19 protein-coding genes are annotated in these 25,478 nt (G+C 36.7%); 6 read left to right on the forward strand and 13 right to left on the reverse strand.

Going from position 1 to position 25,478, the window contains the following annotated elements:
• Window position 1 precedes the first annotated feature (1 nt).
• Window positions 2–1,048, forward strand: coding sequence for a hypothetical protein (locus tag ACHZAX_RS16285; RefSeq protein WP_101308222.1), 1,047 nt, complete (start codon window positions 2–4; stop codon window positions 1,046–1,048).
• Window positions 1,049–1,213: 165 nt separating this feature from the next.
• Here the strand turns inward: ACHZAX_RS16285 and ACHZAX_RS16290 are convergent, their stop codons facing one another.
• Genes ACHZAX_RS16290 through ACHZAX_RS16300 form a run of 3 tightly spaced genes read right to left on the reverse strand, consistent with a single transcriptional unit; the run spans window position 1,214 to window position 4,497 of the window.
• Window positions 1,214–2,647, reverse strand: a complete 1,434-nt coding sequence (locus tag ACHZAX_RS16290; RefSeq protein WP_320019864.1) for a nucleoside recognition domain-containing protein — start codon at window positions 2,645–2,647, stop codon at window positions 1,214–1,216.
• Between the two features lie 13 nt (window positions 2,648–2,660).
• Window positions 2,661–3,452: a FeoB small GTPase domain-containing protein gene (locus tag ACHZAX_RS16295; RefSeq protein WP_197092596.1), complete on the reverse strand. Its 792-nt coding sequence runs from the start codon at window positions 3,450–3,452 to the stop codon at window positions 2,661–2,663.
• A complete protein-coding gene (locus ACHZAX_RS16300) occupies window positions 3,445–4,497 on the reverse strand; it encodes an iron dependent repressor, metal binding and dimerization domain protein (protein ID WP_101308219.1) in 1,053 nt (350 codons plus the stop codon). Before ACHZAX_RS16300 ends, ACHZAX_RS16295 begins: the two co-directional genes overlap by 8 nt.
• Window positions 4,498–5,161: 664 nt before the next feature.
• Here ACHZAX_RS16300 and ACHZAX_RS16305 point away from each other — a divergent pair.
• The gene (locus ACHZAX_RS16305) at window positions 5,162–7,957 is read left to right on the forward strand and encodes a hybrid sensor histidine kinase/response regulator transcription factor (RefSeq protein WP_320019865.1); all 2,796 of its coding nucleotides are present in this window, start codon (window positions 5,162–5,164) and stop codon (window positions 7,955–7,957) included.
• 181 nt (window positions 7,958–8,138) lie between these two features.
• Here ACHZAX_RS16305 and tnpC read toward each other — a convergent pair whose 3' ends face one another.
• The 9 genes from tnpC to ACHZAX_RS16350 all read right to left on the reverse strand — a co-directional run bounded on the left by tnpC (window position 8,139) and on the right by ACHZAX_RS16350 (window position 21,787).
• The gene (gene tnpC / locus ACHZAX_RS16310) at window positions 8,139–9,608 is read right to left on the reverse strand and encodes an IS66 family transposase (RefSeq protein WP_320019866.1); all 1,470 of its coding nucleotides are present in this window, start codon (window positions 9,606–9,608) and stop codon (window positions 8,139–8,141) included.
• Between the two features lie 74 nt (window positions 9,609–9,682).
• Complete coding sequence (gene tnpB, locus ACHZAX_RS16315; RefSeq protein ID WP_320019332.1) at window positions 9,683–10,045, reverse strand: IS66 family insertion sequence element accessory protein TnpB; 363 nt, start codon at window positions 10,043–10,045, stop codon at window positions 9,683–9,685.
• A 168-nt stretch (window positions 10,046–10,213) separates the two neighbouring features.
• Complete coding sequence (locus tag ACHZAX_RS16320) at window positions 10,214–11,776, reverse strand: glycoside hydrolase family 32 protein (RefSeq protein ID WP_320019867.1); 1,563 nt, start codon at window positions 11,774–11,776, stop codon at window positions 10,214–10,216.
• Window positions 11,777–11,914: 138 nt separating this feature from the next.
• Window positions 11,915–13,087 carry a DUF4960 domain-containing protein gene (locus ACHZAX_RS16325; protein ID WP_320019868.1) on the reverse strand — a complete coding sequence of 391 codons (1,173 nt, stop codon included), beginning with the start codon at window positions 13,085–13,087 and terminating at the stop codon, window positions 11,915–11,917.
• Between the two features lie 15 nt (window positions 13,088–13,102).
• Complete coding sequence (locus ACHZAX_RS16330) at window positions 13,103–14,545, reverse strand: GH32 C-terminal domain-containing protein (RefSeq protein ID WP_320019869.1); 1,443 nt, start codon at window positions 14,543–14,545, stop codon at window positions 13,103–13,105.
• A 105-nt stretch (window positions 14,546–14,650) separates the two neighbouring features.
• The gene (locus tag ACHZAX_RS16335) at window positions 14,651–16,345 is read right to left on the reverse strand and encodes a RagB/SusD family nutrient uptake outer membrane protein (protein WP_320019870.1); all 1,695 of its coding nucleotides are present in this window, start codon (window positions 16,343–16,345) and stop codon (window positions 14,651–14,653) included.
• Between the two features lie 28 nt (window positions 16,346–16,373).
• Entirely contained in the window at window positions 16,374–19,508 is a 3,135-nt protein-coding gene (locus ACHZAX_RS16340; RefSeq protein WP_320019871.1) for a SusC/RagA family TonB-linked outer membrane protein, read from the reverse strand.
• 11 nt (window positions 19,509–19,519) lie between these two features.
• Window positions 19,520–20,416 carry a carbohydrate kinase family protein gene (locus tag ACHZAX_RS16345; protein ID WP_101308211.1) on the reverse strand — a complete coding sequence of 299 codons (897 nt, stop codon included), beginning with the start codon at window positions 20,414–20,416 and terminating at the stop codon, window positions 19,520–19,522.
• A gap of 30 nt (window positions 20,417–20,446) precedes the next feature.
• A complete protein-coding gene (locus ACHZAX_RS16350; protein WP_320019872.1) occupies window positions 20,447–21,787 on the reverse strand; it encodes a sugar porter family MFS transporter in 1,341 nt (446 codons plus the stop codon).
• A 308-nt stretch (window positions 21,788–22,095) separates the two neighbouring features.
• Between ACHZAX_RS16350 and ACHZAX_RS16355 the strand changes: the two genes are divergently transcribed.
• From ACHZAX_RS16355 to ACHZAX_RS16370, 4 genes are all read left to right on the forward strand, one after another.
• The gene (locus ACHZAX_RS16355) at window positions 22,096–22,665 is read left to right on the forward strand and encodes a hypothetical protein (protein WP_101308209.1); all 570 of its coding nucleotides are present in this window, start codon (window positions 22,096–22,098) and stop codon (window positions 22,663–22,665) included.
• Window positions 22,666–22,691: 26 nt separating this feature from the next.
• Window positions 22,692–23,096 (forward strand): nucleoside 2-deoxyribosyltransferase, encoded by a 405-nt coding sequence (locus ACHZAX_RS16360; RefSeq protein WP_101308208.1) that lies wholly within the window; start codon window positions 22,692–22,694, stop codon window positions 23,094–23,096.
• Window positions 23,097–23,657, forward strand: a complete 561-nt coding sequence (locus ACHZAX_RS16365; protein ID WP_101308207.1) for a DUF4269 domain-containing protein — start codon at window positions 23,097–23,099, stop codon at window positions 23,655–23,657.
• 183 nt (window positions 23,658–23,840) lie between these two features.
• Window positions 23,841–24,140 (forward strand): two-CW domain-containing protein, encoded by a 300-nt coding sequence (locus ACHZAX_RS16370; protein ID WP_320019873.1) that lies wholly within the window; start codon window positions 23,841–23,843, stop codon window positions 24,138–24,140.
• A 63-nt stretch (window positions 24,141–24,203) separates the two neighbouring features.
• On the opposite strand, the gene ACHZAX_RS16375 is transcribed toward ACHZAX_RS16370, so the two are convergent.
• On the reverse strand, window positions 24,204–25,451 hold the full coding sequence (locus ACHZAX_RS16375; protein ID WP_101308205.1) for an MFS transporter: 1,248 nt from the start codon (window positions 25,449–25,451) through the stop codon (window positions 24,204–24,206).
• Window positions 25,452–25,478 lie beyond the last annotated feature (27 nt).

Below are 25,478 nucleotides of genomic sequence, written 5' to 3' on the forward strand. Positions count from 1 at the left end.
TATGAGACGATTATTATTTGCACTTTTTGGCATCTGCCTTTTTGTTGGATCAGCAAATGCAGTAACCAAACACAAAAAAATTGAGAAGACGTTTAAAGCCGGAGAAAATCTTAAAATTGAATCAAAATACAGTAAAATTCAGATTAAACACTGGGACAATCCTGAAATTAAATTCGAGGTACTTATTAGTGTAGAGGGGTCGGATGATGAGAAAACAAAAAGGATGACCGATGATATCAATATCGATTTTACAGAAGGAGAAGCTCAACTATCTGCTGAAACCGTATTTGGAGATTTTTTCACACTAAAAAAACTCACCAATTCTCTTTTTAACAAGGGAGAAATAAAGATCAGTTACACCGTACAGTTACCTTCCAACGTTAAATTAGAAATTATCCAGAAAGATGGAGATGTTTTTATGGATAGTCATGATGGCAACCTAATTCTTGATTTAACAAATGGGAATTTTACTGCAGAGAGCTTATATGGTGAAAACAGCTTTACAATTACAGGATGTACTTTTAAAGTTGAACAACTGAGTGATTCCAAATTAAACGTGGCCAACTCTAAAGTAAATATCGAAAATGCCGGCAAATTAACCGGTGAGAGCCGCGATTCTGAATTTACGATTGGTGTTGCCGATAACATTAGCATGACTTCTGCCCGCGATAAATTCGACATTAAAGAATTGGAGTACCTGTACGGATCATCAAACTTCAGCAAAATTGAAATTAGCCAATTGGGAGGTGAAGTTGACTACGATCAGAAATTTGGACACATCAATATCTTCAACATCAACAACATGTTTTCGTTCATAAAAATAGACTCGAAATACGGAGATGTTGGCCTTAGTTTTATGGAAGGTGCTCAGATTGATTATGAAATCAATCACAAGTCAGTAAAATTCGATAATTCGAAAGACTTCATCTTAGCGAACAAAGAAACTGCTGATAAAAAGACTTTTGTGGCAAAAGGCCGTGTTGGAGACAAAAAAGCATTCTCGAAACTGAATATCAGAGCAAATAACTGCAAGATTAGATTGCAGTAAATATCTCCTGAAAAGGAAAATCAGAAAACAAAAAAGAAAGACCAATTCATATGAATTGGTCTTTTGTATTTAGTTACTCTTGTTTTTAAAACTTTCATTTTCAGAAGCTTTTAAAAAAAAACCTAATTTCCTGCATACACTAAATAACAGGAATACAGTTTCGTTTTACACAAAAAATAAATACCAGATTTGTGTGGTGAAAAAACAAACCATAAAGCCTAACACAATAGGCAGAAAGGTTGAAACCACTGTCCATTTCACACTTCTTGTTTCCTTAAAAATGGTATAAATTGTTGTTGAACATGGGTTATGCAACAAACTAAAAAGCATCAAGTTCAATCCGGTAAGTAAAGTCCATCCTCCTGCATGAAGAATGTTTGCAGTATCGCCTACAGAGTTGAGTTCAAATATTACACCTGTTCCTGCTCCCACACCGCTGGCTCCGGTAATAAGAACTGTTAACATCAGTATTGTAGGAATTACAATTTCATTAGCAGGTATAGCAATGATATAAGCGAGCAAAATAACGCCGTTAAGGCCAAAAACAAATGCAAATGGATTGGACCACTGAATAAAATATTCTGCCAGACTTAGTTCTCCAATATGTACATTAGCCACCAACCAAATTACAATTCCGGCAGGAACAGCAAAAATAACAGCACGCCAAAGAACAATAATGGTACGATCAATCAACGAGGTGTAGAGTGTTTGCCAAATTCTTGGCGGGCGGTATGGTGGTAATTCAAGGCTAAAAGCCGACGCTTCCCCCCTCAAAACTGATTTGCTTAATCCCCACGAAACAACCAAACTGAAAAAGATTCCCAAAACAGCGATACCAACCACTGCACCAGCAGAAACAACACTTGCCAGTTGGGCTGGCACAAGTCCACCAATAAAAATAGAAGCTATTAGTATTTGGGTAGGCCATCGTCCGTTGCATAAGGAAAAATTATTCGTAATAATGGCAATTAATCGTTCCCGGGGACTATCTATTACCCTTGCAGCAATTACCCCGGCAGCATTACAACCAAATCCCATACTCATGGTTAATGCCTGTTTGCCATGTGCACCAGCCTTGCGAAAAAGACTATCCATGTTAAATGCCACCCTTGGCAAATAACCAAGGTCTTCAAGCAAAGTAAAAAGTGGAAAAAATATCGCCATAGGAGGCAGCATCACAGCAATCACCCAAGCCATTGCAAGGTAAGCTCCGTCGATTAAAACACCATCGAGCCACCAAGGCATATGAATGGAAACTGCTGCGCCTTTTAAGATCGGGTGCATATAATCAATTAAGAATGAGGCTAACAAGCCGGAAGGGTAATTGGCTCCTGTTACAGTTAGCCAAAAAACCAAAGCCAACAACAAAAACATGATCGGAAAACCAAGCCATCTGCTTGTTACAATTTTATCAATTCTCAAATCCAGAGCATATGCTGCTTTTTCTCCTTTCTGCTTCACCGTTTTTCTGGCAATTCGGGAAGCATCTTCATAAATGGATTCAATAACGGTATCATGAAGATCAATCCCAAGATCCCATCGGGCTTTATTGGCCTCTGATAATATATTTTCTCTTTCTTTTAAATGAGTATCATTCATCGTTTTACTAAATTTAAAGTTGAACAGTTGAATCTCCGGCATTTATACTTCCCAGTTCGCCCGATTGAACTGCTTCAATAATACTATTATCACCTTCGAGTAATCGCAAAGCAACCCAATTCAAATTAGGAAGATTAGGAAACTGTTCTGCAAGTTTTGATGCTAAGCTTGAAATAGCATTATTAAGCTTAATTGAACGGCTTTTAATTTTATGCGGTTTGCAAACATACTTTCCTGCAGCCACTTCTTCGATAGCAGCAAGAAGTTCTTTCATACCCTCTTTTCTACGTGCAGACGCTGGAATAACAGGTATCCCCAATTCCTTTGATAAAGCTCTTTCATCTATTTCGATGTTATTGCGTTTGGCTTCGTCCATTAAGTTAAGGCAAAGCACTGCCCGATCTGTAATTTCGAGTATTTGCAATGCCAGATTCAAGTTACGTTCCAGCCGCGTTGCATCAACAACAATTACGGTTACATCAGGTTGCCCAAACAAAATAAAATTACGCGCCACCTCTTCATCTGTACTTGTTGAGAGCAGTGAATAGGTACCTGGCAAATCGACTACTTTGTAACGTTTCTCGTTGTATATAAAACCGCCCTCAGCCCGGCTTACCGTTTTTCCCGGCCAGTTGCCGGTATGCTGATGCAATCCTGTAAGGTTATTAAAAACAGTACTTTTCCCTGTATTTGGATTGCCTGCCATCGTTATTACATAATCAACCTGTTCCATATTTAACCCAAGTTTAATCAGGTTTTCTTTGTTGTGAACAGGGCAATTGTCACAATTATTTGAGTTACTCATTTGTGTCATTTTTTTTGTGGACAAAAATTAAATCAGCTTGTGTTTTTCTGATTCCAATTGTTGCTCCCATTACCCGGTATCCAATCGGATCACCGGAAGCGCTTTTCATTTCTGCTGATACCAAACTACCTGCAACCACTCCTAAATCCATCAGTCTTCTTCGCTGTTGTCCTCTGCAATTGGGCGAAATTCCGGCAATTTCAGCTTTTTCTCCTATGGCCAGAGATGACAACAATTCGTATTTTGGAGCTAAGGGCACAGTTCCGGACAGCAATTCAACAGTTATCTGGGAAGCAAAAAGTGGAGTTAAAGTGCATTCATCTCCATTGGCAATAAAAGTGGTTTTTCCTTTATCTACATCTGTTACATACACTTGCATGCCAGGATATAATCCTTCTACCACCAATTGCTCATAAATACTTCGTGGTTCATCTTCGATATGAATAATCCGGCCAGTCACACCTTTTTTTAGGTTACTTAGTAGTTTCCCTTTAGGTTCAGGCAACTCCCCGTCAATTGAAGGTATCGGATCTCCATGCGGATCAAATACAGGATTGCCCATTTGGGCAGCTAATTTTTCCGTATCTTCCTGTGTAACAAAATGCTCTATCCGATCAGCCTCGTTATGCCAATCAGCTTGAGCTACACTTGTTTCATCGGCAAGATACCTTTCCCATATACGATGTACCCGAATTACCCGAAGTGAATAAGATCTTCCGGTATCTGTTAAAGATATGGTGTTATCATCCATAGTTACCAAACCCAAAACAAGCAGACGTTCAATCAGTTGACTTGCGCTATCATCTGAAATATTCAGATTGCCCGCAATACTATTCATATTGCATAAATTCTTGTTGTACTCACAATCAAACAAGTACTTAAGGGCATCCTCCAATTGAACCCTTTGATTGTTCATTTTTATCTTTGAAAAAAGGGCTATCAATCCTTTTTTGGGCCAGAAAATCCAAAAAATGATTAATACAACCACAACTCCAAAGAAAAACAATATACCTGATTGTATACCTACTGTTAATAATGTAATCATCTATTCTTTCTTTAACTTTTTTACACTTAATGGTTGCTGGATATTCTTTATTCCAGCTTTGAAAAAAAACTCTCTCATTTTTAATAAAATGGTGGCTTTAAAATAAGCCCAAGATCTTTGTTTCCTCATCTAAAGTAATTCTCTTATGTGATTAGTCCAAGTTAAACTTTGAATTTATTAGCAGACAATTATGCCACTTTCAAAGAATCTTTAAACAATATATAAATATCACATTGAAATTAGTATCCAAAATTCAAGAAGATAATATCCTGCTAAAAAAGAACTCCTCTACTTGAATGGAAGTTAATTTCTTAAATTAAAAAACACCATACACTTGAGTAATAGTCTGTTTTTCAGAAATAAAATCATCTACACAATTGAAAATCAATTACATGTCAAAAAATAACGACTGATTTGCTTACAGAAATATCTCCGAATATAAGAAGTGTAAGGCTTCAATTTTTATTCCGTTGATTGTCAATAATTCCACCGCGCCTACTTACCATACAGAGATGATGAAAACAAGTTGAAATAAACTGCCGGTATCAACCAAAAGGATACCTAAAAAGCTTTTCTAATTTCTTTGGCTTGAAACAGTAAATATTCTTTTATTTTTCATGTTTCGTGCTACTACACAAAACCTTTTTTGAGTAAATTTGAAACTATGACTATTACAAGAAAAAAATACTCCCTATTACTCATTATTTTCATTTTAGTATTCTCCGAAAAGGGATTTGCAGAGGATCAATTCAAAATCGGTTTTTCGCAATGTACATCGGTAGACAGCTGGCGAAAAGCGATGCAAAGTGAAATGCAAAATGAATTGATTCTATTTCAAAATATGGAATTAGTAATAACTGATGCACATGACAATAATGAAAACCAAATTAGGGATATTAGGGAACTAGTTAAAAGCGGTATTGATTTACTAATCGTTTCTCCCAACGAGTCGGCCCCAATAACTCATATTGTTGAGGAAGTTTTTCGCAAGGGAATTCCAGTAATTGTTCTCGATCGAAAAATTGAAAGTGAAAACTATACAGCTCAAATTAGTGCCGACAATTATTTGATTGGGAGGGAGGCTGGAAAATATGCTGCCAGATTATTAAATGGCAAAGGTAACATTGCTGAAATTTGGGGACTAAAAGGTTCCAGTCCTGCCATTGAACGACACAAAGGATTCACTGAAGTCATCAGCAAATATCCTGGTATCAAAATTATTTTCTCAGAAACAGGAGAATGGTTCAAACAGGGTGGTGCCAAAATGATGAAGCTAGCCATTGAACAACATGATAATATCGATTTGGTTTTTGCTCATAATGACTACATGGCTATTGGTGCATATGAAGTACTGCAATCGAAATTTGGCGAACACAAACCCTTTTTACTTGGGATTGATGGTTTGCCAGGACCAAATGACGGCGTTAATGCTGTAATTCAGAAGAAAATTAATGCTACTTTTTTATACCCAACCGGTGGTGCGGAAGCGATACAGTTAGCCTTTAAAATTTTAAATAAAAAACCATTTAAGAAAAATATCATTCTAAAAACAGTTGTTATTGATTCTGACAACGCAGAAATCCAGAAACTACAAACCGATCAGATTCTTTCCCTTCAGGGAAAAATATCCACGGCAAAAACTATTCTTGACTCTCAAATTATTAAATACAAAAGTCAGAGAATGTGGCTGATTATTTCGCTTAGTTTTCTTCTTATTGTCATTCTTTTGGCCGTACTCTTGTTTCAAGCATTCAAAAATAAGATTAAAGCCAATCGAAAATTAGAGGAACAAAAAGAACAAATCGAAGATCAACATGAAAGGCTCATTTTGATTTCAGCTCAATTGGAAGAAGCAACTCAAACAAAACTAAGATTTTTTACCAATGTTTCGCATGAATTCAGAACTCCTTTAACTCTAATTCTTGGATCTATTGAGAATCTTTTAGATCAAAAAATTAAAGACAAAGAATCGTATCAACAGTTAAATGTAATGCACAGAAATGCCAATCGACTGCTTCGCTTAATCAATCAGCTGATGGATTTTCGAAAAATAGAGAATGAAAAAATGCAGATGAAGATTTCCAGGAATGATATCAATCAGTTCGTTAAGGAGATATCTGATTCGTTTCAAGAATTGGCAAATAAAAAGCATATTAACTATTCATATTTGTCGACCATTCAAAAAGAAGACTTGTATTTTGATACAGATAAACTTGATAAAATTCTATTCAATCTTTTATCGAATGCCTTTAAATTTACGCCCGAACAAGGTGAAATTGCTGTTCATTTGGAGAATTCAAGCCATGAATTTAATAAAGAGATGAAGGATTGTGTAAAGATTAGCGTTGTTGATTCTGGTTGTGGAATTTCAGAACCGGATCTTAAAAACGTCTTTCAACGATTCTATCAAGCCAAAACCAATGCTTCGTTTCCTGGAACCGGAGTTGGCTTGTCCTTAACCAAAGCTTTGGTTGAATTGCACTCAGGAATTATAAATGTTGAGAGTAGTTTGGGGAAAGGGACAGTATTAACAGTCTACTTGCAGAAGGGTAAATCACATTTTAATGATGCTGATTTAATTTTTGCCGACTCTAAAGAAAAAGATACTTCGAGGCAGATTCCATCAGAATTAGATGAAATGGACTTTATTCCCCAGCTTACTGAGTCAAACGAAGAAGAAAATCCTTCCTTCTTAACCAACAGAGAAATTCGGATTCTTATTGTTGAGGACAACCCGGACGTTTCGGAGCATATCGCAGAATCGCTAAAAGGAAACTATAAAATTTTGAGAGCCGAGAATGGAAAACAAGCTTTAAAAGTGATTGAAGCAGAGAATCCGGAATTGATCATTACCGACCTAATGATGCCTGTGATGGATGGATTGGAATTGACAAACATTGTAAAATCGGATTTAAAAACCTGTCACATTCCAATCATCATGCTCACCGCAAAAGCTTCACAAGAACATAAAATTGAAGGGCTGGAAGTTGGTGCTGATTCCTACATTCCAAAACCTTTTAACAGGAAACATTTGCAGGTTAGGGTGCGGAAATTAATCGAAAGCAAAAAAAGAGTTCGAATTCATTATCGCGAAAGCATCGATTTCACGGAACAAAACGATGGCATTAACAGATTGGATCAGCAGTTTTTGAAGAGAGCTTGCGAAGCCATTGAAACCAATTATCAGAATTACGATTACGGTGTTGAAGAATTGAGCAAGGATATTAATTTATCGAGAGTTCATCTGTACCGTAAAATAAAGAACTTAACCGATTTGTCGGCCAGTGAGTTTATCCGAAATGTAAAGTTGAAAAAAGCCTCATCGCTACTTTTGGAAGGAGACTTAAGTATTTCTCAAATTGCTTATCAAACAGGGTTTGCGAGTCCATCTTATTTTAGCAAATGTTTTAAAGAGAAATTTAAAATGTCTCCCAAAGAATACATTCAACAAAAAAAGTAAGGCAGAAGCTTACATAAAAAATCAAAATAAATTGATACCTGATAAAAATAACAGCACATCCCATTTTGGAGTAGTTGGCTTCGTTTTTTTCATTGTAAGCGTCTCCGCGTCGCCACTCCGTCAAAAAAAAACACCCCGTCAAATTTTGGTTCAAATTGACGGGGTATTAAAATATCAGATATTACTCAGCCCACTTATCAGGAAGCAAGTTTCTCATTTGTTCGTTGGTCATGGTTTGGTGTTCTGCCAGGTGCTGTATCACATCTTTGAAATAAGAAAAGGTATTCACATTGTTCAGTCTGCATGAAATAGCCAGAGAATATAGTTTCGCAGTTCTGGCAGCTCCAGCATTAGAGCCACAGAAAAGCGAATTGCGACGACTAATGCTAATGTAACGCATCGGTCGTTCAATCCTATTATTATCCAAATCGTAATCTGTAGATATTATAATATTGTAAATCGATTCCAGTTCGTTGAGACAGTATGCAGTGGCTTTATTTAAAATATGGTTGGGTAGTATTTCAGGGTCTCGATCAATAGTCCTGAGTTTTTTTTCTAAATCGGTGTAAACTTTCAAGGATTCTTCTTTCCATTTTTCTTTTGGTTTCTTTTTTCTGATCATGTAAAACTGGTTGTACAGGTCAATAATATTTTGTGCTTTTGGTTGTTCTTGAATCTCTATAAATTTTCGTTTGCAATGTTGAATACAACCTAATCGCATTGCTTTTGGATAATTCCACCCTTCAAGTACTTTGTACGAGCTGTAACCATCAGTCTGAACGGCTCCTTTATAATCTTCGGACAGGTAGTTTGTAAATACCTTTTTGGCTCTTGATCCATTTTCATAAATGAACTGAATCAAATTATTTTGATGGGACAAAGCACTCCAAAAGTAACCTTTGCGACTTCCTTTATCGCCGTCTAATACGGTATGATAGGTTTCATCGAAATGGATATAAGGATCTGCAAGAATAGCATCCTTAAGGTGTGGCATCAATCTATCGAGCAGGTCCGCTGATTTTTCGATTAAGCCATGAACAGTTGCTTTGGGGATATCAATGCCCATCTCGTTCAAGTATTTCATAATGCGTTCTACGGGCATGCCGTACACATATCTTTGTTGAATTAGGTGTGCCAGTATCGAGCTATCGAAGTTGGAGTTCTGAAATGGCGCCACTGGAGCTTTTCCTTCAAAAAAGTTATCACCCATCCGATATTTCCTGCAGCGATAAATATGTTTGATCAGTCGGGGTGGTATATATGTATACCTTATCACGTCACGGTGAAACAAGTAAACAGCAACTTTTTCATCAAAGCCGGCATCGCAAGGCAGTACATCTTCTACAAGCTCTTCAATATTATCGTAAACCTTTCGTTTAGCACCATTATTACCTCTTTCTTTTGGGGAAGGAGCTGGTTTTTTATCGTCTGCAACAGGAGCTGTATATTTACGTTTTTCGGTCTTTTTAGGAAGGTTCATATTCGCAAATCGCTTCAACTTCTGGGCATCTTTATCCTTCTCTAAAAGTACTGCCTTTAAAGCAGCTAACTCTTTAGCTTGTTCTTCTATGGTTTTAGTCAAAGATGCCAGTACAGCTGTTAATTCTGAAATTTGTTCCTGATAAAAAGCGCTTAACTCTCTGTTTGTCATGATATAAAGATACAAAAATAGTAGGGTTTCACCATGCAAAACACACACTATTTTTGCACCTTTTACGCTCTGTATCAAGCCGTTATCATGGCTTTTAAGCGAAGTTCGTTCGAATTGCTTTTGTGTTTTATTGAGTTGACGATTTGATCAAGAATAGTACTTTCTACCTCAAAGAAAGGTGCATCGCCAACTTGTTGTGGCAGAGTATAGCAGCCCAATTCAAGCTTCTTGTTGTAAAGAACAAATCCTTCTTTTTGCCATCGTAAAACCTTAATTGATTTACGCGTGCTACCAACAAAAACATAACCATCGCCATTTAGTGCATCCTTTTTACCTAAAGTCTTTACCAGATGATAAAGCGAATGGATTCCCTTACGCATATCAACTGGTTCGCGAAAAAAATAAAAACGTGTCGTTGCCGTGAAATTGAAAATCATAGTACATCCTTTTTATGTGAATTTTAAGAATGTAAAAATCTAAAATCTTATCGAAAATCCATATGCGCTATTGTGGAGACGGATACTTTTCATTAGTCTGATTGGGTAATCAAAAAAAATCCGGGTCATACAGACTCCGGATTTTTCCTTATTAATAACATCCTTTTTCTACCAAACTGATTTCAATTTGTAGAATTTGGTTTCTTTAAACGAAATGTTATCACCACTACTAACTACATCTATTTTATCAAACTTTTCAGCAGAAAAAAATTGATCTGTCATAACCAACTCTCCATCATTTACAAAAACCTCGATGGAAGATTCATCAATAAGTATCTGTAATTTTATTCCTGTTTTACAACTTATCTTTGCTTTATCAATGCTTGCGAAAACCTCTGAAAAGGAAATATTCTTAAGCTTCGTTCTATCAATAGCAAAGCTTTCATTTACTCCGGAATAAAAGGCTTCCAATTCTTCACCCGCCGAGTTGCTAAGCTTAACACCAAACTTTTGTGGTTGTTCATCCCATGCTATTTCCAAATCTATTTCCAATGGGATTGCCTTAAAAGGAATTGTATTGGTCACATCAAAATTTCCTTTTATATCCTGATTCGGAATGATATAACATTCCTCCCGAATTAATTCCAGCTCTTTAACCGGAACAGAATTTAAATGATAATTGTTATCCTCTTTTTTAAGTACCAATTCTCTTGGAAAGGTATTCGCACTTCTCCACTTGTAAGTAGGAACTACAGTGGCATATTGCCAGTTACTCATCCAACCTATAAACAGCACCCTTCCATCCTCTTCCGGCACATTCGACCAGGTTACTCCTGCATAATTATCTCTTCCATAATCGAGCCATTTGGTATCGTTTCCAATACTGACAAATTCTTTTCCATTAAAATCGCCGACAAAATACTGAGTAGTGCTGCCACCATTAGGTCCTCCGGCACCAATGCTGACAATTAAAATCCATTTCTCCTCATCGGTTCCTTCAACTTTTATTGGAAATAAATCAGGACATTCCCAAACACCGCCATGTGAACCAAGTTCTTTTCCAAAATCACTTTCAAAGGTCCAATCAATAAGGTTTGTGGAAGAGTAAAAACTTGTATGATCCTGTACTGCAAGAGTCATGATCCATTTCTTAGATTCTTTATGCCAAATTACTTTAGGATCTCTGAAATCTCTAATTCCAGGGTTTTTTAATACAGGGTTCTTTTCATACTTGGTCCATGTTCTCCCTTTGTCTAAGCTATAAGCAATTCCCTGCGATTGAAAATCATTCCGTCCGGCCTTTTCCCCCTCCATATTGTGGTAAGTATAAATAGCAACCATTGCCGGCTTATCTTTTGATCCAAATCCTGAAGTATTTTGATAATCCATCACTGCTGAACCAGAAAATATGTATCCCAAAGAATCAGGATACAATGCTATTGGCAAATGTTCCCAATGCACTAAATCCTTACTTACAGCATGCCCCCAATGCATTGGGCCCCACACCGAACTTTCGGGGTGATACTGATAAAACAAGTGATATTCGCCCTCATAATAAACCATTCCGTTTGGATCGTTCATCCAATGGGTTTCAGGTGTGAAATGAAACTGTGGACGGTATTTTTCGGAATATTCTTTGACTTGCGCAGAATCGCTTCCTTTGTCTCCTGATTTCCCACATGCAAATGCAATTGGAAGTATTAAGAATAGATAAATAATATATTTTTTCATATCGAGTTTTATTAAATTTCTCTTTGTTCGGAATATGAAATTAAGCGATAGCAGACTTTTGAATCCTGTCACCATCCTCTCTATAATTCATTCTGAATATATGAGCAGAGATAAAATTATCTCTGCTCAATTCTTCTTTTAGTTTTTAAGAGACAAGTAGTTTAATGCATTTTTAGAGAATAGCTCTATATATGATTGTTTGGTATTAAGGCCATCAGGATTTATATCTCCAGCTGCATTTTGGTTGAATTCAAAACCTCCAATTCCTTGATAAATTGCTTTTCCCTTATAGGTATCGTTTGGTAGAAATTCCAATACTCCAACCATCCAGTAATCTCTAATTCCAGACCAAGTTCCAAGCCATTCTACCTGATGCAATGATTTAAATGTTTCGTAAACTGCTTCGTCGGTATTCGATGTGATTCCAAGACTTGCAGGGATATCCAACATTACATGATTGTGGTCTTCTTTCCAACCGGGAGCAATAACCGGGAAGGTTTTGTATCCATCAGCTTCAACATTGAAACCAATTCCTTTGTAAACCGGATGATTACTCATATCATGAGTTCCAACTGTCACTCCAATTCCCCAAACATCAGGATTATCACCTCCTGCACCATTACCAATAGCCATCGGATAATCCACAGTCATTCGACCCAAAGTCCACAAATAAGCTGTGGCATGTGAATTCAGCAACAAATTACCACCCGCTTTGTAAAAATCATTTACTGAGTTCAACACCGTTGCGTCTTGAGCAATCGCAGGAATTTCACTGCTTTCGTCGTAGTACCACCATAAAACACGGAAGTCATTCAAATCAATCGAACCTTCTTTAATTTGATCGAAACTGATGTAAACTCCATTGTCGTAATTTGCAAAAAACCATTCTGCGGCAGCTTTTTCATCGTCATCTTCAATGGTCGACACCGAAGAATAGGTTCCTAAAAATCCGATATAAAATTGTTCTGAAACTGTAATTGTATAGTTGTTGTATACATTGCCATTTACCAAAACAACATCTATTGGAGTTGAAAAATCCATATTTGCAGTAATTGCCGGCGTAATTGAAGCTCCTTCCGAAAGAGTAATTGATGGGCTTAAATCTGTAACATCAGTTCCATCGGGCACTTTAAGTGTAATGCTGTTTTTGGTTTCGTCGATAATTGCCTGCAAGCCATCTACACTAAACTCAGTAATGTAAACATCACCTTCAATATCAAGAGATGGTGATTCTGTGTCATCACAAGCACTAGATGCCAACATGCATAAAACACACATTGCTGCGAATAATTTTTGATATATTTTTTTCATGAAATTAATTTTAGCTTAGTTTTGAAAATAAAAATACGATGCTTCAAGAATTTCTATATTTCCTTTCTCAGTGAAAAGAAATATCTGATCAAATTCACTCGAATCTGACACAAGACTTGACAAAACACGTTTTCCCGTTTCCGTATAAAATTCAATAATCCCAGAATCAATAAGAACATTTATTTCTAAAGTAGAATCTCGATGAATGCAAGGCATTTCAACTGCTCTTTTCTTTTCCTCATTTACTGTTGATAATAGAAAGTAATTTTTCCAGAAGTTTTCATATCCAAATACCACATGTTCTCCATCCTTATTCATAAACTCTATCCCCAATTTGCCTGGAAAGGAAATTCGAGTCATGTGTTCGGTTTTAAATTTCAATTTTAGATATAAAGGTTCTTTATTTTTAGGTAAATAACCGGATAAATTCATCCTTCCTGAGAGTTTAACTGAATCCAAAATCACCTTTTTATTCTGAGACTGATTATAGTCCAATTTGGGATACAACTCAATCATTAACTCGTTGTAGATTTCAGTAATACGAACGGTTCGAGGTACTGTATATTTGCTTTTAGACTTATTTTCTCCCTCAACAAATCCAATAAGAATTGGGGACTTATTTTCTTGAGAAAAAGCTACTGCTCCACAAACATTCTTTCCAAAATCAACAAAATGATGCTGAGTTGTTTCTTCTATAAAATTATTCTCCTCGAAACTTCCGATATAATATTGCATTTCTGGTTCCAATGTCACTTGTTTTCCTGACGAAAAAGTAATCAGGCAATAACTTGATCCATCACCCAAAGGAAATATCACATTATTATTCAGAACCGAATTTTTAGGAAAATGATCTGACCAAAATTCACTTGCATATTCCCAGGAAACAAAATCTTTTGATGAATAAAATTCAACATGATCTCTAACAGAAATACTCATCATCCATTTCTTTTCTGAATCAGACCAAAAAACAGAAGGGTCCTGAGGATTTTCCAACAATGAATTTGGAACCTCTGGTTTTCCCTTAAAAATTGTCCAATTCAGGCCATTATCAAGGCTATATTTCAGAATGGCATCCATTTGGTTGTTTTCATTGTTTTCAATCAACAAGGCAAGCAATGGAACTCCAGTCTTTGTTCCGATAGGAAGACAATGCTGTTTGTCCTGCACAATGGCGGCACCCAAAATATTCTCTCTTTTTGGAAATATAGAAGTTTCCTTTTTTTTCCAGATTAACAGATCCTTACTGAATGCATGTGCAATATTTACAGAAGCACCACTTGTCTCTTTGTTTTTGTAATAAAGGTGGTAGATTCCAGCTTCATAATATAACAATACCGGTGCATGCAAGATCCCAGATTCCAATCCAAAATGTATTGAATGCATGTTATTTTTCTTTTGTGAAGAAGAACACCCAACAAATAGAATAACAATCCAAATACTTAATATGATGTTTCTCATGATCATCTTGTGTTTCATGCAATAATTAATCTTTACCGAAAATGGTGAATTGATATTGTTGTTTAACCGAAAATTTCGGTTAAACAACAAGTAAATATATCCTGCTTAGTACCCAACATTTTGCTGATACAATCCCTTACTGAAATTGATCTGTTTTTGAGGAATTGGTAAGTATTCATCCCGGCCTTTTGTAACACTGCTGCCTTGGTAATAGCTGATTCGTTCTTTTTCCTCCATAAAATACTTATCCATGGTTTCTTTAGCAATACCCCAGCGTACAAGGTCGAAATAACGGCTTCCTTCCATCGCAAATTCCAAACGACGTTCCCATCGAAGAGCCTTTCTTGCAAAATCCTGAGTCCAGTTACAATTCACACCATCTACATAAATTTCAACTAGATAATTCCCCATATATGATCCATTAGCAAACTTCAACAGTTCAGTACTGGCCTGAGCACGTTCTCTAATTCTGTTAATCAATTCCAAGGCTTCAGCCTGTCTTCCCAATTCTATTAATGCCTCAGCTTTCCACAACATCACATCTGCATATCTAACCAGAATTCTGTTTTTTGAATTGCCATAAAACGGATCGATATTTACAAAACAAGGACAATCAGGAGAAACATTTTCCTTTAAGGATGCATGCACACCATACACATCAGGGGAACGATTCCAACTTTCTTCATAAAGAAGATTTTGATCATATTTCCACATGTGCCCGGGAGTTGCAATGGTATGGTCAATTCGAGGATCAACATTATTGGCTGCAAAATCGAGATTGCTTTGATTGTACGTATCAAACTCTGGCAAACCATCAGCAGAGGTTTTGTAAGCATTCACCAAATTCTGACTCGGCTTGTGAAAATCACAACATCCCAATCCCATTGGAACTGCCAACACATCACCAAAATTTAATCGTCCGTGCATAGTTCCATCATCTGTTGAGTACTGAACTGCAAAAATCGATTCCTTTCCATTTTCATAATCTCCAGGCAAAAAATTGTATGCAAAATCCGCTTCCAAATCATATGGTGAATTATTAAGCACCTCGTTTGCAAGAGAAATAACCTCCTCTAGTTTGCCAGTGTTGATATTGGTCACATTATTATCATCATCCTGCTCGTAAGCCTGATATAATCTTGTTTTGGCCAACAATGCTTGCGCGGCAAACTTGTCAGCTCGTCCAATATCTGTTTTCGATACAGGAAGGTTGTCAATTGCAAATTGAAAATCAGCAGCAATCTTTTCCCATAACTCATCGTTTGATAATGCAACATTTGAAATATTCTCATATTCTGAATCAGGAACTGTTTCGTCGATATAAGGAATATACTTAAACATTATTTTTAATTGAAAATATTGATAACCTCTTAGAAATCTCATTTCCCCTTCTCTGACTTTCTTCTCTGGATATTCTTCTTCGGAAAGCAGAGCCAATTGATTTAAAGCCTCGTTTGCACGTGAAATGGCAATGTAATAATTGTACCAAAGCGCATCAAGTTCACCAAAGTTTGCAGTAACATTGGAAAAAGTTTCTATGAAGTGAAAATCTTGAATATCAGCAGGACCTGAACCACCTTTGTAAGCATCATCAGACCTGACATTTCCAAAAGGCCAAAGACTAAAAGGGTGATCGTAATGGTCATTCCCCAGACTTGAATAAGCTGCAGTAACAAACCCATCAACATTGTCTGCTCCTCCAACCTGATCATCGCCTAACAATGCTTTAGGACCCAAGTCAAGTTCATTAGAACAAGAAAGCATTGTCATACAGATTAAAATATAAATTATTCTTTTCATCTTTTCTTATTTTTTGTGTTCACTTGACTTAAAATGCAACATTTACACCTGTAGTAATCATTACCGGGTTAGGGTAACCAAAAGAAGGACTTTCAGGATCCAGACCGGTAAATTTCTTACTTTTAATCGTCCATAAATTCTGACCGCTAACATACAATCTCAGTTTACTCAATTTCAATCTGTCAATAACTGATTTTGGAAATGAATACCCCAATTGAGCTGTGCGCAACTTCATGTAACCACCATTTTCTACATAGTAGGTTGAAAAACGACCTTCCCAATTTGCATCTGTATTTGTAAGTGCAGGTATCGAAGAGTTTGAATTTTCAGGAGTCCATGCATTTAACAACCGTGTTCCTTTGTTTGAACCAGCATCATCAACACTCCAAAAATCACCTTGCCTCTTCATATCATTAATAACATCAATTCCAGCAATTCCCTGAAAGAACATGGTTAAATCAAATCCTTTAAATTCTGCTGATATATTAAGACCGTAAGTAAAATCAGGATGTGGATTTCCAATCCAGGTTCTGTCGGCATCGTCAACTACTCCATTGTCATCCAAATCGGCAAAACGAATTCGACCTAAACCTTTTCCTGGTTGTTCTGCAGAAGCATCAAGCTCTTCCTGTGTTCTAAATAAACCATCAGCAACATAACCATACATTGAATTGATTGGTCGGTTTAAAATATTATCATCAGAACCGTTTCCTCCATAGTCATTCACAACTGCAAGCGGAAGTTTGGTGATTTTATTGCTGTAGGTTGCAAAATTGGCTGCGATCTCAAATTTAAATTCTTCTTTCAGGCTGCCACGGTACCCTACAAGTACTTCCAAACCTTCATTTTCCATTGAAGCTCCATTCACCCAACGACTACCACCTTCGCCAATTGCACCAATATATCCTGGCAGAATCAAGATATCCTTGGTTGATTTAAAGAAATAATCAACTCCACCAAACAGCTTTTGATCAAACAATCCGAAATCGATCCCCAAGTTGGTTTGGATGGTTGTTTCCCATTTTAAATCATCATTCCCTGTTTGAACTACACTGTAACCGGAAGGTAATGTTCCTGTTCCCTGACCATACATATCATATGCAGTTCCATTAGGCGATCTCCAGGTAGGATCTCCACCTCCGTAATTGGTCTGATACAATGAATAAGTTGCATTGTTATCAATTTCCTGATTACCAGTCTTTCCCCAACCAAACCGCAATTTAAGATTCGAGACTGACTTTAAATTATCTTTAATGAAATCTTCCTGATTAATTCTCCACCCAACAGAAAAAGCAGGAAAAAGACCGTATTGATTGTTGTTACCAAAGCGAGAAGAACCATCATAACGAAGGGTAGCCGAAGCAAGATATTTATCGTTATACACGTAGTTCATTTTTCCAAAGTAGGACATTAACGCATACTCTGCTGCAGAACCGCCATTATCTTTTTTCCCGGTAGCCGCATCCAAATACATATAATCTTCGTCTTCTACAGCAAAATCCTGAGCAGAAGCCCAAAAAGATTCATCTTTTTGTTTGTAGAATTCACTACCAGCCATTATATCAAAACGATGATTGTCAACCTCATACTCGTAAGAAAGAGTATTACTCCAAACTATTTTTTTATTGGAGGAATGGTTATTTGTTACCATGTTGGTTTCATTCTTCAAATAACCGGAAGAATAACTTAATTGACTGTTAAGAGCATCGTAAATGCCATAATCGATCCCCAGGCTTGAACGAAATTTTAAATTTTTCACAGGCTCAACGTCCACAAAGAAATTCCCAAACAATCTGATGTAGTCGTAATCATTTTGTTTGTTGTTTTGTAGGACACGAACAGGATTTTGTCGGTCATTCATTCCTCCAACCGGTCCCCCCCATCCAATACCATCAACAGTATGAACCGGAATTAGAGGAACTGCTCTAACCGCTCCGTCCATAACTCCATCAGGTATTCTAACCTCATTGGTTTGATTGAATGAGAAATTCTCTCCAATCACCACCTTACCATCGGCCAATTCATAATTAGAATTCATTCGAGCCGAAACTCTTGTGAACTCAGTAGTTTTTATAATCCCCTGATTATCAAGATAACCCAAAGAAAATAAGTAATTTCCTTTATCAGTTCCATTTGAAACAGACACATCATACGATTGCGAAACAGAGGTTTGAGAAACCTCATCAAACCAATCTGTATCCGAAGCTTTCATTGTTTGATTGGCATCTAAAAACTTGGGAACCATAATTTTATTCAGGCTAGGATTCGCCAAATCTCCATTCCAATCAAATTGATAAGAAAGATTATTTGAATTGGGGTCAGTTCCTGTATTCACAAGTGATCTCCATAATGCTGATCCATACTGTTCTGCATTCAGCACATCAATTTTGTTATCGTACCAGGAAATATTGGAGTAAGCATTTAAGTTCACCTGAATCTTTCCCTTTTTTCCTTTTTTTGTGGTCACAATAATAACTCCATTGGCAGCCCTCGATCCATAAATACTCGCTGAAGATGCATCTTTCAAAACCTGAATGGATTCAATATCATTAGGGTTTAATTCATGCATTCCCGCTTTTGTAGGAACCCCGTCAATCACATACAAAGGGTCGTTATTATTTAACGTACCAATTCCTCTTATGCGGATTGTAGTTCCTGAACCACTTGGCGATCCATCTGAGGTAACAAACATGCCAGGAACGTGCCCCTGCAATGATTTTATGGGATTAGCACTTGGAGTGCTAACAATTTCATCTACATCAATAACAGAAACCGCTCCGGTTAAATCTGCTTTCCTTTGCGATTGATACCCTGTAACAACAACCTGATCCAACTGCTGGAAATCTTCTTCCATGACAACGTTTACGGAACTAAGTCCGTTAACAGGAATTTCCTGCGTTTTGAATCCCACAAAAGAAAATTGAATTGTTCCAGTTGCTGATACTTCAAATGTGTACTGACCATTGATATCGGTTACAGTACCATTTGCAGAGCCCTTTTCGACCACTGAAACTCCTGGAATTCCCTCATCGGAATTGACCATCGTAACTTTTCCGCTAACATTGATTGTCTGAGCCAATGCACGTAACGGAACTGAAACCGCAAGAAAAATCAATAGAGCTGCCATTGATCTTTTTGTGATTTGTAAGAGTTGATTTTTCATAGAAATTTAAATTAGGATTGATTCATAATTCGTAAAACTTCACTCATATCGTACTTGGGTGTTGCTCCCTCTTTAGAGGCAACAAACGCCCCGGTTGCCGAGCCAAAATTCAATGCTTCTTCCGGTGATTTATTTTGTACCAAAGCTGATAAAAACCCAGCTAAAAATGCGTCACCAGCTCCCACAGCATCAACTGCAGCAACCTTATAACCTAAATGATTAAAAAATTGATTGTTTGTAAACAGAACAGCACCATTAGCTCCTTTGGTCACACAAACCATTGAACATTGGTACTGTTCTGAAAACCAACGAATCAAATCTTCTTCATTTTTAGAGGTCTTTCCGTACCATCCTGATATCTGGATCAATTCCTCATCATTCAGTTTTGCGACGTCGGCTTTACCAAGCAATATTTCGACATCTTCTTTCTGATCGAAAGGCGGACGGAGGTTTACATCAATTACTTTTAAACAATCAGAATCCAACACATTCAAGATTGTTTGTTTTGCTTTTTTGTTTCTGGAACCTAATGTCCCGAATACAACTATTCCTGATTCTTTTACTTTGTGAGACAATTGTTCGGTATATTCTAAATGATCCCATGCAACCGGCTCACAAATTTCATATTTCGCATTATTCTTATCATCCAAATGAACCAATACCTCACTGGTAGGTAATTCTAAGTCAAGCTGAATTAACTCTGTACTCATTCCTGATTCTTCTAAAAAACGTTTCAGTTTTAAACCTTGTTCATCATTCCCAATCCGACTTGCAAATTCAACATCAAGTCCAATATTGTTTAATTGCAAAGCCACATTCATAGGTGCTCCACCTGGCTTAGGACCATTGGGCATCATATCCCATAACATTTCACCAACACTTATTATTTTTTGATTTTTAATGTCCATCACAAATTATTTTCTCAATTTATATTTGACTTAAGCCTGTTTTAATTCCTTTTGGATTTGTTCCAACGATTTCCCTTTAGTTTCAGGGAAGAACTTGAATACAACAATCAACTGCACCAACATAGCCACAGAGAATATCATAAAAGCAACACCTCCGCCATTGGCACCACTTTCGACAATTGCAGGAAACATCCATGATACCATTGCTGCCATTATCCAATGCGTAAAACTTCCTAAAGCTTGTCCTTTTGCACGTATCTTATTAGGGAATATTTCTGAAATAAACACCCAGATTACAGCACCTTGAGAAAATGCAAAAAATGCTATAAACCCAACTAAATAAACTACAACCAAAATATTTCCCGTTGATCCCTCAAACAACGTTTTTGCCACCATTCCAAGAAATGCCATCATTCCTATTGAGCCAATTAAAAGCAATTTCTTACGGCCAAACTTATCGATTACTGTCATTGCCAACATGGTAAATATAAAATTGGTTGCTCCTATCGTTACAGATTGAAGCAGAGCGTCATCCTTACCAAAACCAGTCATTTCAAAAATTCGTGGTGCATAATACATAATTGCATTAATACCTGACATCTGATTAAAGACAGCAACCAATATGGCCAGAATCACCGGCAAACGATACTCTTTTGCAAATAGATTTGCACTGGATGATGCGTTATCCCCTTGTAATGATTCTTCGATCTCTTTTAATTCATTTTCAGGATCACGAGAAGCTAATTTTTTTAATAAGCCAAGAGCCTCTTTTGATCTTCCTTTCAAAACGAGTAACCGGGGAGTAGATGGAATATAAAATAACAGTGCGAAAAAAATAAAAGCAGGAAGTGCCTGTACTCCAAGCATCCATCTCCATGCATCAACCTCCACTACAGATGAAATTAAATAGTTGGAAAAGAAAGCCAATAGAATACCACTTACTACATTTAGCTGAAACATACCAACCAATCTTCCTCGAAGATGTGCCGGGGCTATTTCTGCAATATACATAGGACCAATAACCGATGATGCTCCAACGCCTATTCCTCCAACAAACCGAAAAGAAATAAAAACCAACCAATCATCTGCCACAGCTGTTGCCAATGCTGTCATTCCATAAATAACCGCAATAACAATCAATACACTTTTTCGTCCATATTTATCAGCAGGTTTACCTGCAGTCATTGCTCCGACAATTGTTCCTATCAACGCTATTGCAACTGTAAAACCATGCCAGAATCCATCCAATCCAAACATCTCCTGAATCGATTTTTCAGCACCCGATATTACTGCCGTATCGAAACCAAATAGTAATCCTCCCAAGGCTGCAATTAATGCACACGTAAATACATAGGTATTATTCTTCTTCATCACCGTTTTATTAAATCATTTAAATTTTATATGACGAATCTAGTATGTTCGCAATGAATCGTATCCTACATATGTTACCAACAATATCATTTATGTATCAAAGTGCGGAGATACAAACGTTTGTATGATATATGTTACCACTTTAGCATAAATGTTACATTTCCAAATTTGAATTAGAACACCGTACAAAAACCAGACAGCCATTTATATTAAGACTTAACGATCAAACACATTTGTATTTTAACATCTTTTTAATCATTGATATCATCCTTTTTCTTATCTTCCTAAGAATTTAAAAAAAAGAAGACATGAAGAGGATAGCCATACTGCTTGTACTAAGCTTTGCAATAACGACAGGATTTGCTCAAACACAACTGAAACAACATTTCGAAAAAGATCTGCGGAATTACACAACAGCTTTTAATAACAAACAATGGAATACGGTTACCGATATGATGTATCCTCCCATGTTTGAAATGATGAGCAAGGATAACATGCTGATGGTTTTGGAACAGATGGATAATTTGGGCGTTAAAATGACAACGGACTTTCATTCTATCGACAAAATATCGAAGGTAGTGGATTATGGGAAAGAGAAATATTGCAAAATTCAATATTACGGAATTATTAAAGTTAAACTTACTGGATTAATGTCGCAAGGCAGTTCGTTAATGCAGCCCCAGTTTGAACAGGAATTTGGCAAAGAAAATGTAAAATATCACGAGGCATCGAATTCATTTACCATTCAGGCACACCGATCGATGGTGGCAATTGCTGATCAAAAATCGGATAACTGGAAATATGTAGATGTGAATTCACCTCAGGCAAAAGGATTAAAAAAGTTGATCCCCGAAAAAGTACAGGAGCAACTAAACTAACTTACATCCCTAAAAACAAAAACAGTATGAAGATATATTTTTCAGGATCGATACGCGGAGGACAGCAAGACACAGATTTGTATGCGGAACTGATTCAGGAATTGAAACAATATGGAACTGTTTTAACCGAGCACATTGGATCAAAAATGATCGATACCACAATAACCGATAAGGAAATACACGATCGGGATGTGAAATGGGTAAAAGAATCGGATATAGTGATAGCAGAAGTAACTGTTCCTTCGCTTGGGGTCGGCTACGAAATTGGCCGGGCTATCGACATGAATAAACCCATAATATGTTTGTACAGAGTATTAAACGGCAAAAAGACCTCTGCAATGATTCGCGGGTGTTCCGATTTGCAGTGCTTTGAATACTCAAACATAGCAGAAGCTGCGGAGATTTTAAAGAAACAACTTAAAACTACATAGATGAACTGGCAAGATATTTCATACCTGAATTCGGGTTCGGCAATTCAGAAAAGAGCATTTAAATGTATAAATAAACTTCAGGTCTTTAATCTTCTGGCAGAGTATTCTCCTATTTTAACCGGAACCATTCCTATTGGAATTTCAATCGATTCAAGTGATTTAGACATTACCTGCCGATTTATGGATGCTGATAAATTTGAAAGAAAAATGGAAAATCTGTTTAGAGAGCAAACAGATTTTAAAATACAGCAAAAAGAAAAAAACGGATACTGGGTTGTAGTGGCAAGCTTTACTTACCAAGATTTCCCTTTTGAAATATTTGGTTCTCTTTTTCCTCCTACAGATCAAAATTCCTATCGTCATATGCTGATTGAGCATCGTATTCTGCAATTACTTGGCAAAGAATTCAGACTTAAAGTAATCCAATTAAAAAAAGAAGGTCTGAAAACAGAACCTGCATTTGCTCAATTATTAAAATTAGAGGGAGATCCATATCAGCAATTGCTAAATATGGAAGGTGTAACCGATTCCGAAATACTTCAGCATTGGAATAAGAGCTAAAAACACTGATCGTAATTCATAGTAAATCAGACAACAGAACAAATTAACATCACATTTAAGGAGACGAAATTTCAATGTTTACCATTGATAACAATTCGTTTGCCAAACAGCAAAAGTTATTGCACTATAAATTTTGATTACCAGCAGTTTATAATCTATTTTTGATCAATATTTTATTTTGATATGGAAGGATTAAACTGTTGGGAATATTATTTGTGTGGCAGAGAGGTAGGTGGAATAAACTCTGAGGAGCTGGGTACTTGTCCCGCAAGTACACTTCATCATAACAGTGGCATTAATGGCGGAACATTTTCCGGCAGGTATTGCTGGACAGTTGAAGGTACTCTTTGTGATTCGGAAATTCAAGGTGGACTGGAAGATAAGCTGCTAAATTGCATCAACTGCAGTTTCTTTAAATCAGTAAACGTCGAACAAGGACGTGAATTTATTCTCATGCCTCAAAAAATCCATCAAAACAAATAGGTTGTCGAATCATCAACAACCTATTCTTTTATAAAGCTCATTCCCTAAACTACATTAATAGTTCTAAGCCTTTTCAATCATATATTCACTTAAATCCAAGTCTTGTAACCTCTTTTTTGTCGGATCAACAATCAAATTATAAACTGTTCCTGCAAAAAGCATCACCGCAAAAACTGTTGCAAGCATAAATCCATACTTTGCATCGCTGCCAAAGGCATCGCTTATTGCTCCCATGGCCAATGGTCCAAGTGCAGCGCCGGCGGCTGTAAAAAACAGAATCACTCCCGCAACTGCTCCATGGCTGGATTTTGGAAAACAACTAATCCCTTTCGAATTGATGGTTGGATAAATAACCGACATAAACAATCCGGACAGTGGCAGTAAGAATACCGTTGCTTCCACTCCTAATAACATACTGCCAACAAAACAAACCAAAATAGCAAAACTAAACAGACTTAATACCACAGCCCAATTGAAACGGGACATCATCCACGCACCTAAAAATCTTCCACCAGCTCTCAAAATAAAGAAAATAGGCAAAGCATAAGTGGCTATAAACAACAAGCTGCCATCATATCCTTTAATCAAAGTAGGCATCCAAACATAAATGGCAGCTTCAACCGAAACATAAAGAAAAGCTCCCATTGAAAAACCAAAAGCATAAGGATCTTTAATCATTGCAAAGGTTCTTCTTATATTAATGGCTTCACCTGACTTTTTTTGAGTTTCGGGATATTTAACCTTAACGGCAATTAAAATCAAAACAACGCATAAACTTGCAGCTACAACATAAAGCCATTTCCAATCTACTCCTCGAGTTAAAAAATAACTTACAATAAATGGTCCGATAATAGCACCAACACCAAAGAATCCTTCAACCGCATTCATGGTAGATGTATGCTCTTTTGTCGATTTCGTAATATCACCTATTAGAGCCAGGGCTCCTGTTTTAAATATTCCTATGGCTGCTCCCGAAATTACCATCAGGGTTAAGAAAAATGCAAATGCATTTCCAATAATAAACAGATAAGAATTAACAACAAAAAGAAGCAAGCCAAGTATAATTGTTTTCTTTCGTCCTAATTTATCCGCTAAAAACCCCAGAAAAATTCCAGCTAAAGCAATTGCTGTCATCGGACCATAGTGTAACAATCCTGCAGCTGTCATGTTTAAATCGAAAGTCTTCATTACTTCCGGAATAATTACTCCAACTGCATCGGTTGTCATGGCAAACATCAAAAACATCATGTATGTCAGCCATTTAATCAGTTTTATATTTGTAATACCTTGTATATTATTAGTATTTCCCATCTTTTTATTTTTATGTAAGAATAAAAT

This window comes from Labilibaculum manganireducens (genome assembly GCF_963665805.2).
Lineage (GTDB): Bacteria > Bacteroidota > Bacteroidia > Bacteroidales > Marinifilaceae > Labilibaculum > Labilibaculum manganireducens.

What these genes read in the sequence shown, in the direction of transcription:
- ACHZAX_RS16285 (WP_101308222.1), top strand. Translation starts at nt 2, where the DNA reads ATGAGACGATTATTATTTGCACTTTTTGGCATCTGCCTTTTTGTTGGA.
- ACHZAX_RS16290 (WP_320019864.1), bottom strand. Translation starts at nt 2,647, where the DNA reads ATGAATGATACTCATTTAAAAGAAAGAGAAAATATATTATCAGAGGCC.
- ACHZAX_RS16295 (WP_197092596.1), bottom strand. Translation starts at nt 3,452, where the DNA reads ATGAGTAACTCAAATAATTGTGACAATTGCCCTGTTCACAACAAAGAA.
- ACHZAX_RS16300 (WP_101308219.1), bottom strand. Translation starts at nt 4,497, where the DNA reads ATGATTACATTATTAACAGTAGGTATACAATCAGGTATATTGTTTTTC.
- ACHZAX_RS16305 (WP_320019865.1), top strand. Translation starts at nt 5,162, where the DNA reads ATGACTATTACAAGAAAAAAATACTCCCTATTACTCATTATTTTCATT.
- tnpC (WP_320019866.1), bottom strand. Translation starts at nt 9,608, where the DNA reads ATGACAAACAGAGAGTTAAGCGCTTTTTATCAGGAACAAATTTCAGAA.
- tnpB (WP_320019332.1), bottom strand. Translation starts at nt 10,045, where the DNA reads ATGATTTTCAATTTCACGGCAACGACACGTTTTTATTTTTTTCGCGAA.
- ACHZAX_RS16320 (WP_320019867.1), bottom strand. Translation starts at nt 11,776, where the DNA reads ATGAAAAAATATATTATTTATCTATTCTTAATACTTCCAATTGCATTT.
- ACHZAX_RS16325 (WP_320019868.1), bottom strand. Translation starts at nt 13,087, where the DNA reads ATGAAAAAAATATATCAAAAATTATTCGCAGCAATGTGTGTTTTATGC.
- ACHZAX_RS16330 (WP_320019869.1), bottom strand. Translation starts at nt 14,545, where the DNA reads ATGAGAAACATCATATTAAGTATTTGGATTGTTATTCTATTTGTTGGG.
- ACHZAX_RS16335 (WP_320019870.1), bottom strand. Translation starts at nt 16,345, where the DNA reads ATGAAAAGAATAATTTATATTTTAATCTGTATGACAATGCTTTCTTGT.
- ACHZAX_RS16340 (WP_320019871.1), bottom strand. Translation starts at nt 19,508, where the DNA reads ATGAAAAATCAACTCTTACAAATCACAAAAAGATCAATGGCAGCTCTA.
- ACHZAX_RS16345 (WP_101308211.1), bottom strand. Translation starts at nt 20,416, where the DNA reads ATGGACATTAAAAATCAAAAAATAATAAGTGTTGGTGAAATGTTATGG.
- ACHZAX_RS16350 (WP_320019872.1), bottom strand. Translation starts at nt 21,787, where the DNA reads ATGAAGAAGAATAATACCTATGTATTTACGTGTGCATTAATTGCAGCC.
- ACHZAX_RS16355 (WP_101308209.1), top strand. Translation starts at nt 22,096, where the DNA reads ATGAAGAGGATAGCCATACTGCTTGTACTAAGCTTTGCAATAACGACA.
- ACHZAX_RS16360 (WP_101308208.1), top strand. Translation starts at nt 22,692, where the DNA reads ATGAAGATATATTTTTCAGGATCGATACGCGGAGGACAGCAAGACACA.
- ACHZAX_RS16365 (WP_101308207.1), top strand. Translation starts at nt 23,097, where the DNA reads ATGAACTGGCAAGATATTTCATACCTGAATTCGGGTTCGGCAATTCAG.
- ACHZAX_RS16370 (WP_320019873.1), top strand. Translation starts at nt 23,841, where the DNA reads ATGGAAGGATTAAACTGTTGGGAATATTATTTGTGTGGCAGAGAGGTA.
- ACHZAX_RS16375 (WP_101308205.1), bottom strand. Translation starts at nt 25,451, where the DNA reads ATGGGAAATACTAATAATATACAAGGTATTACAAATATAAAACTGATT.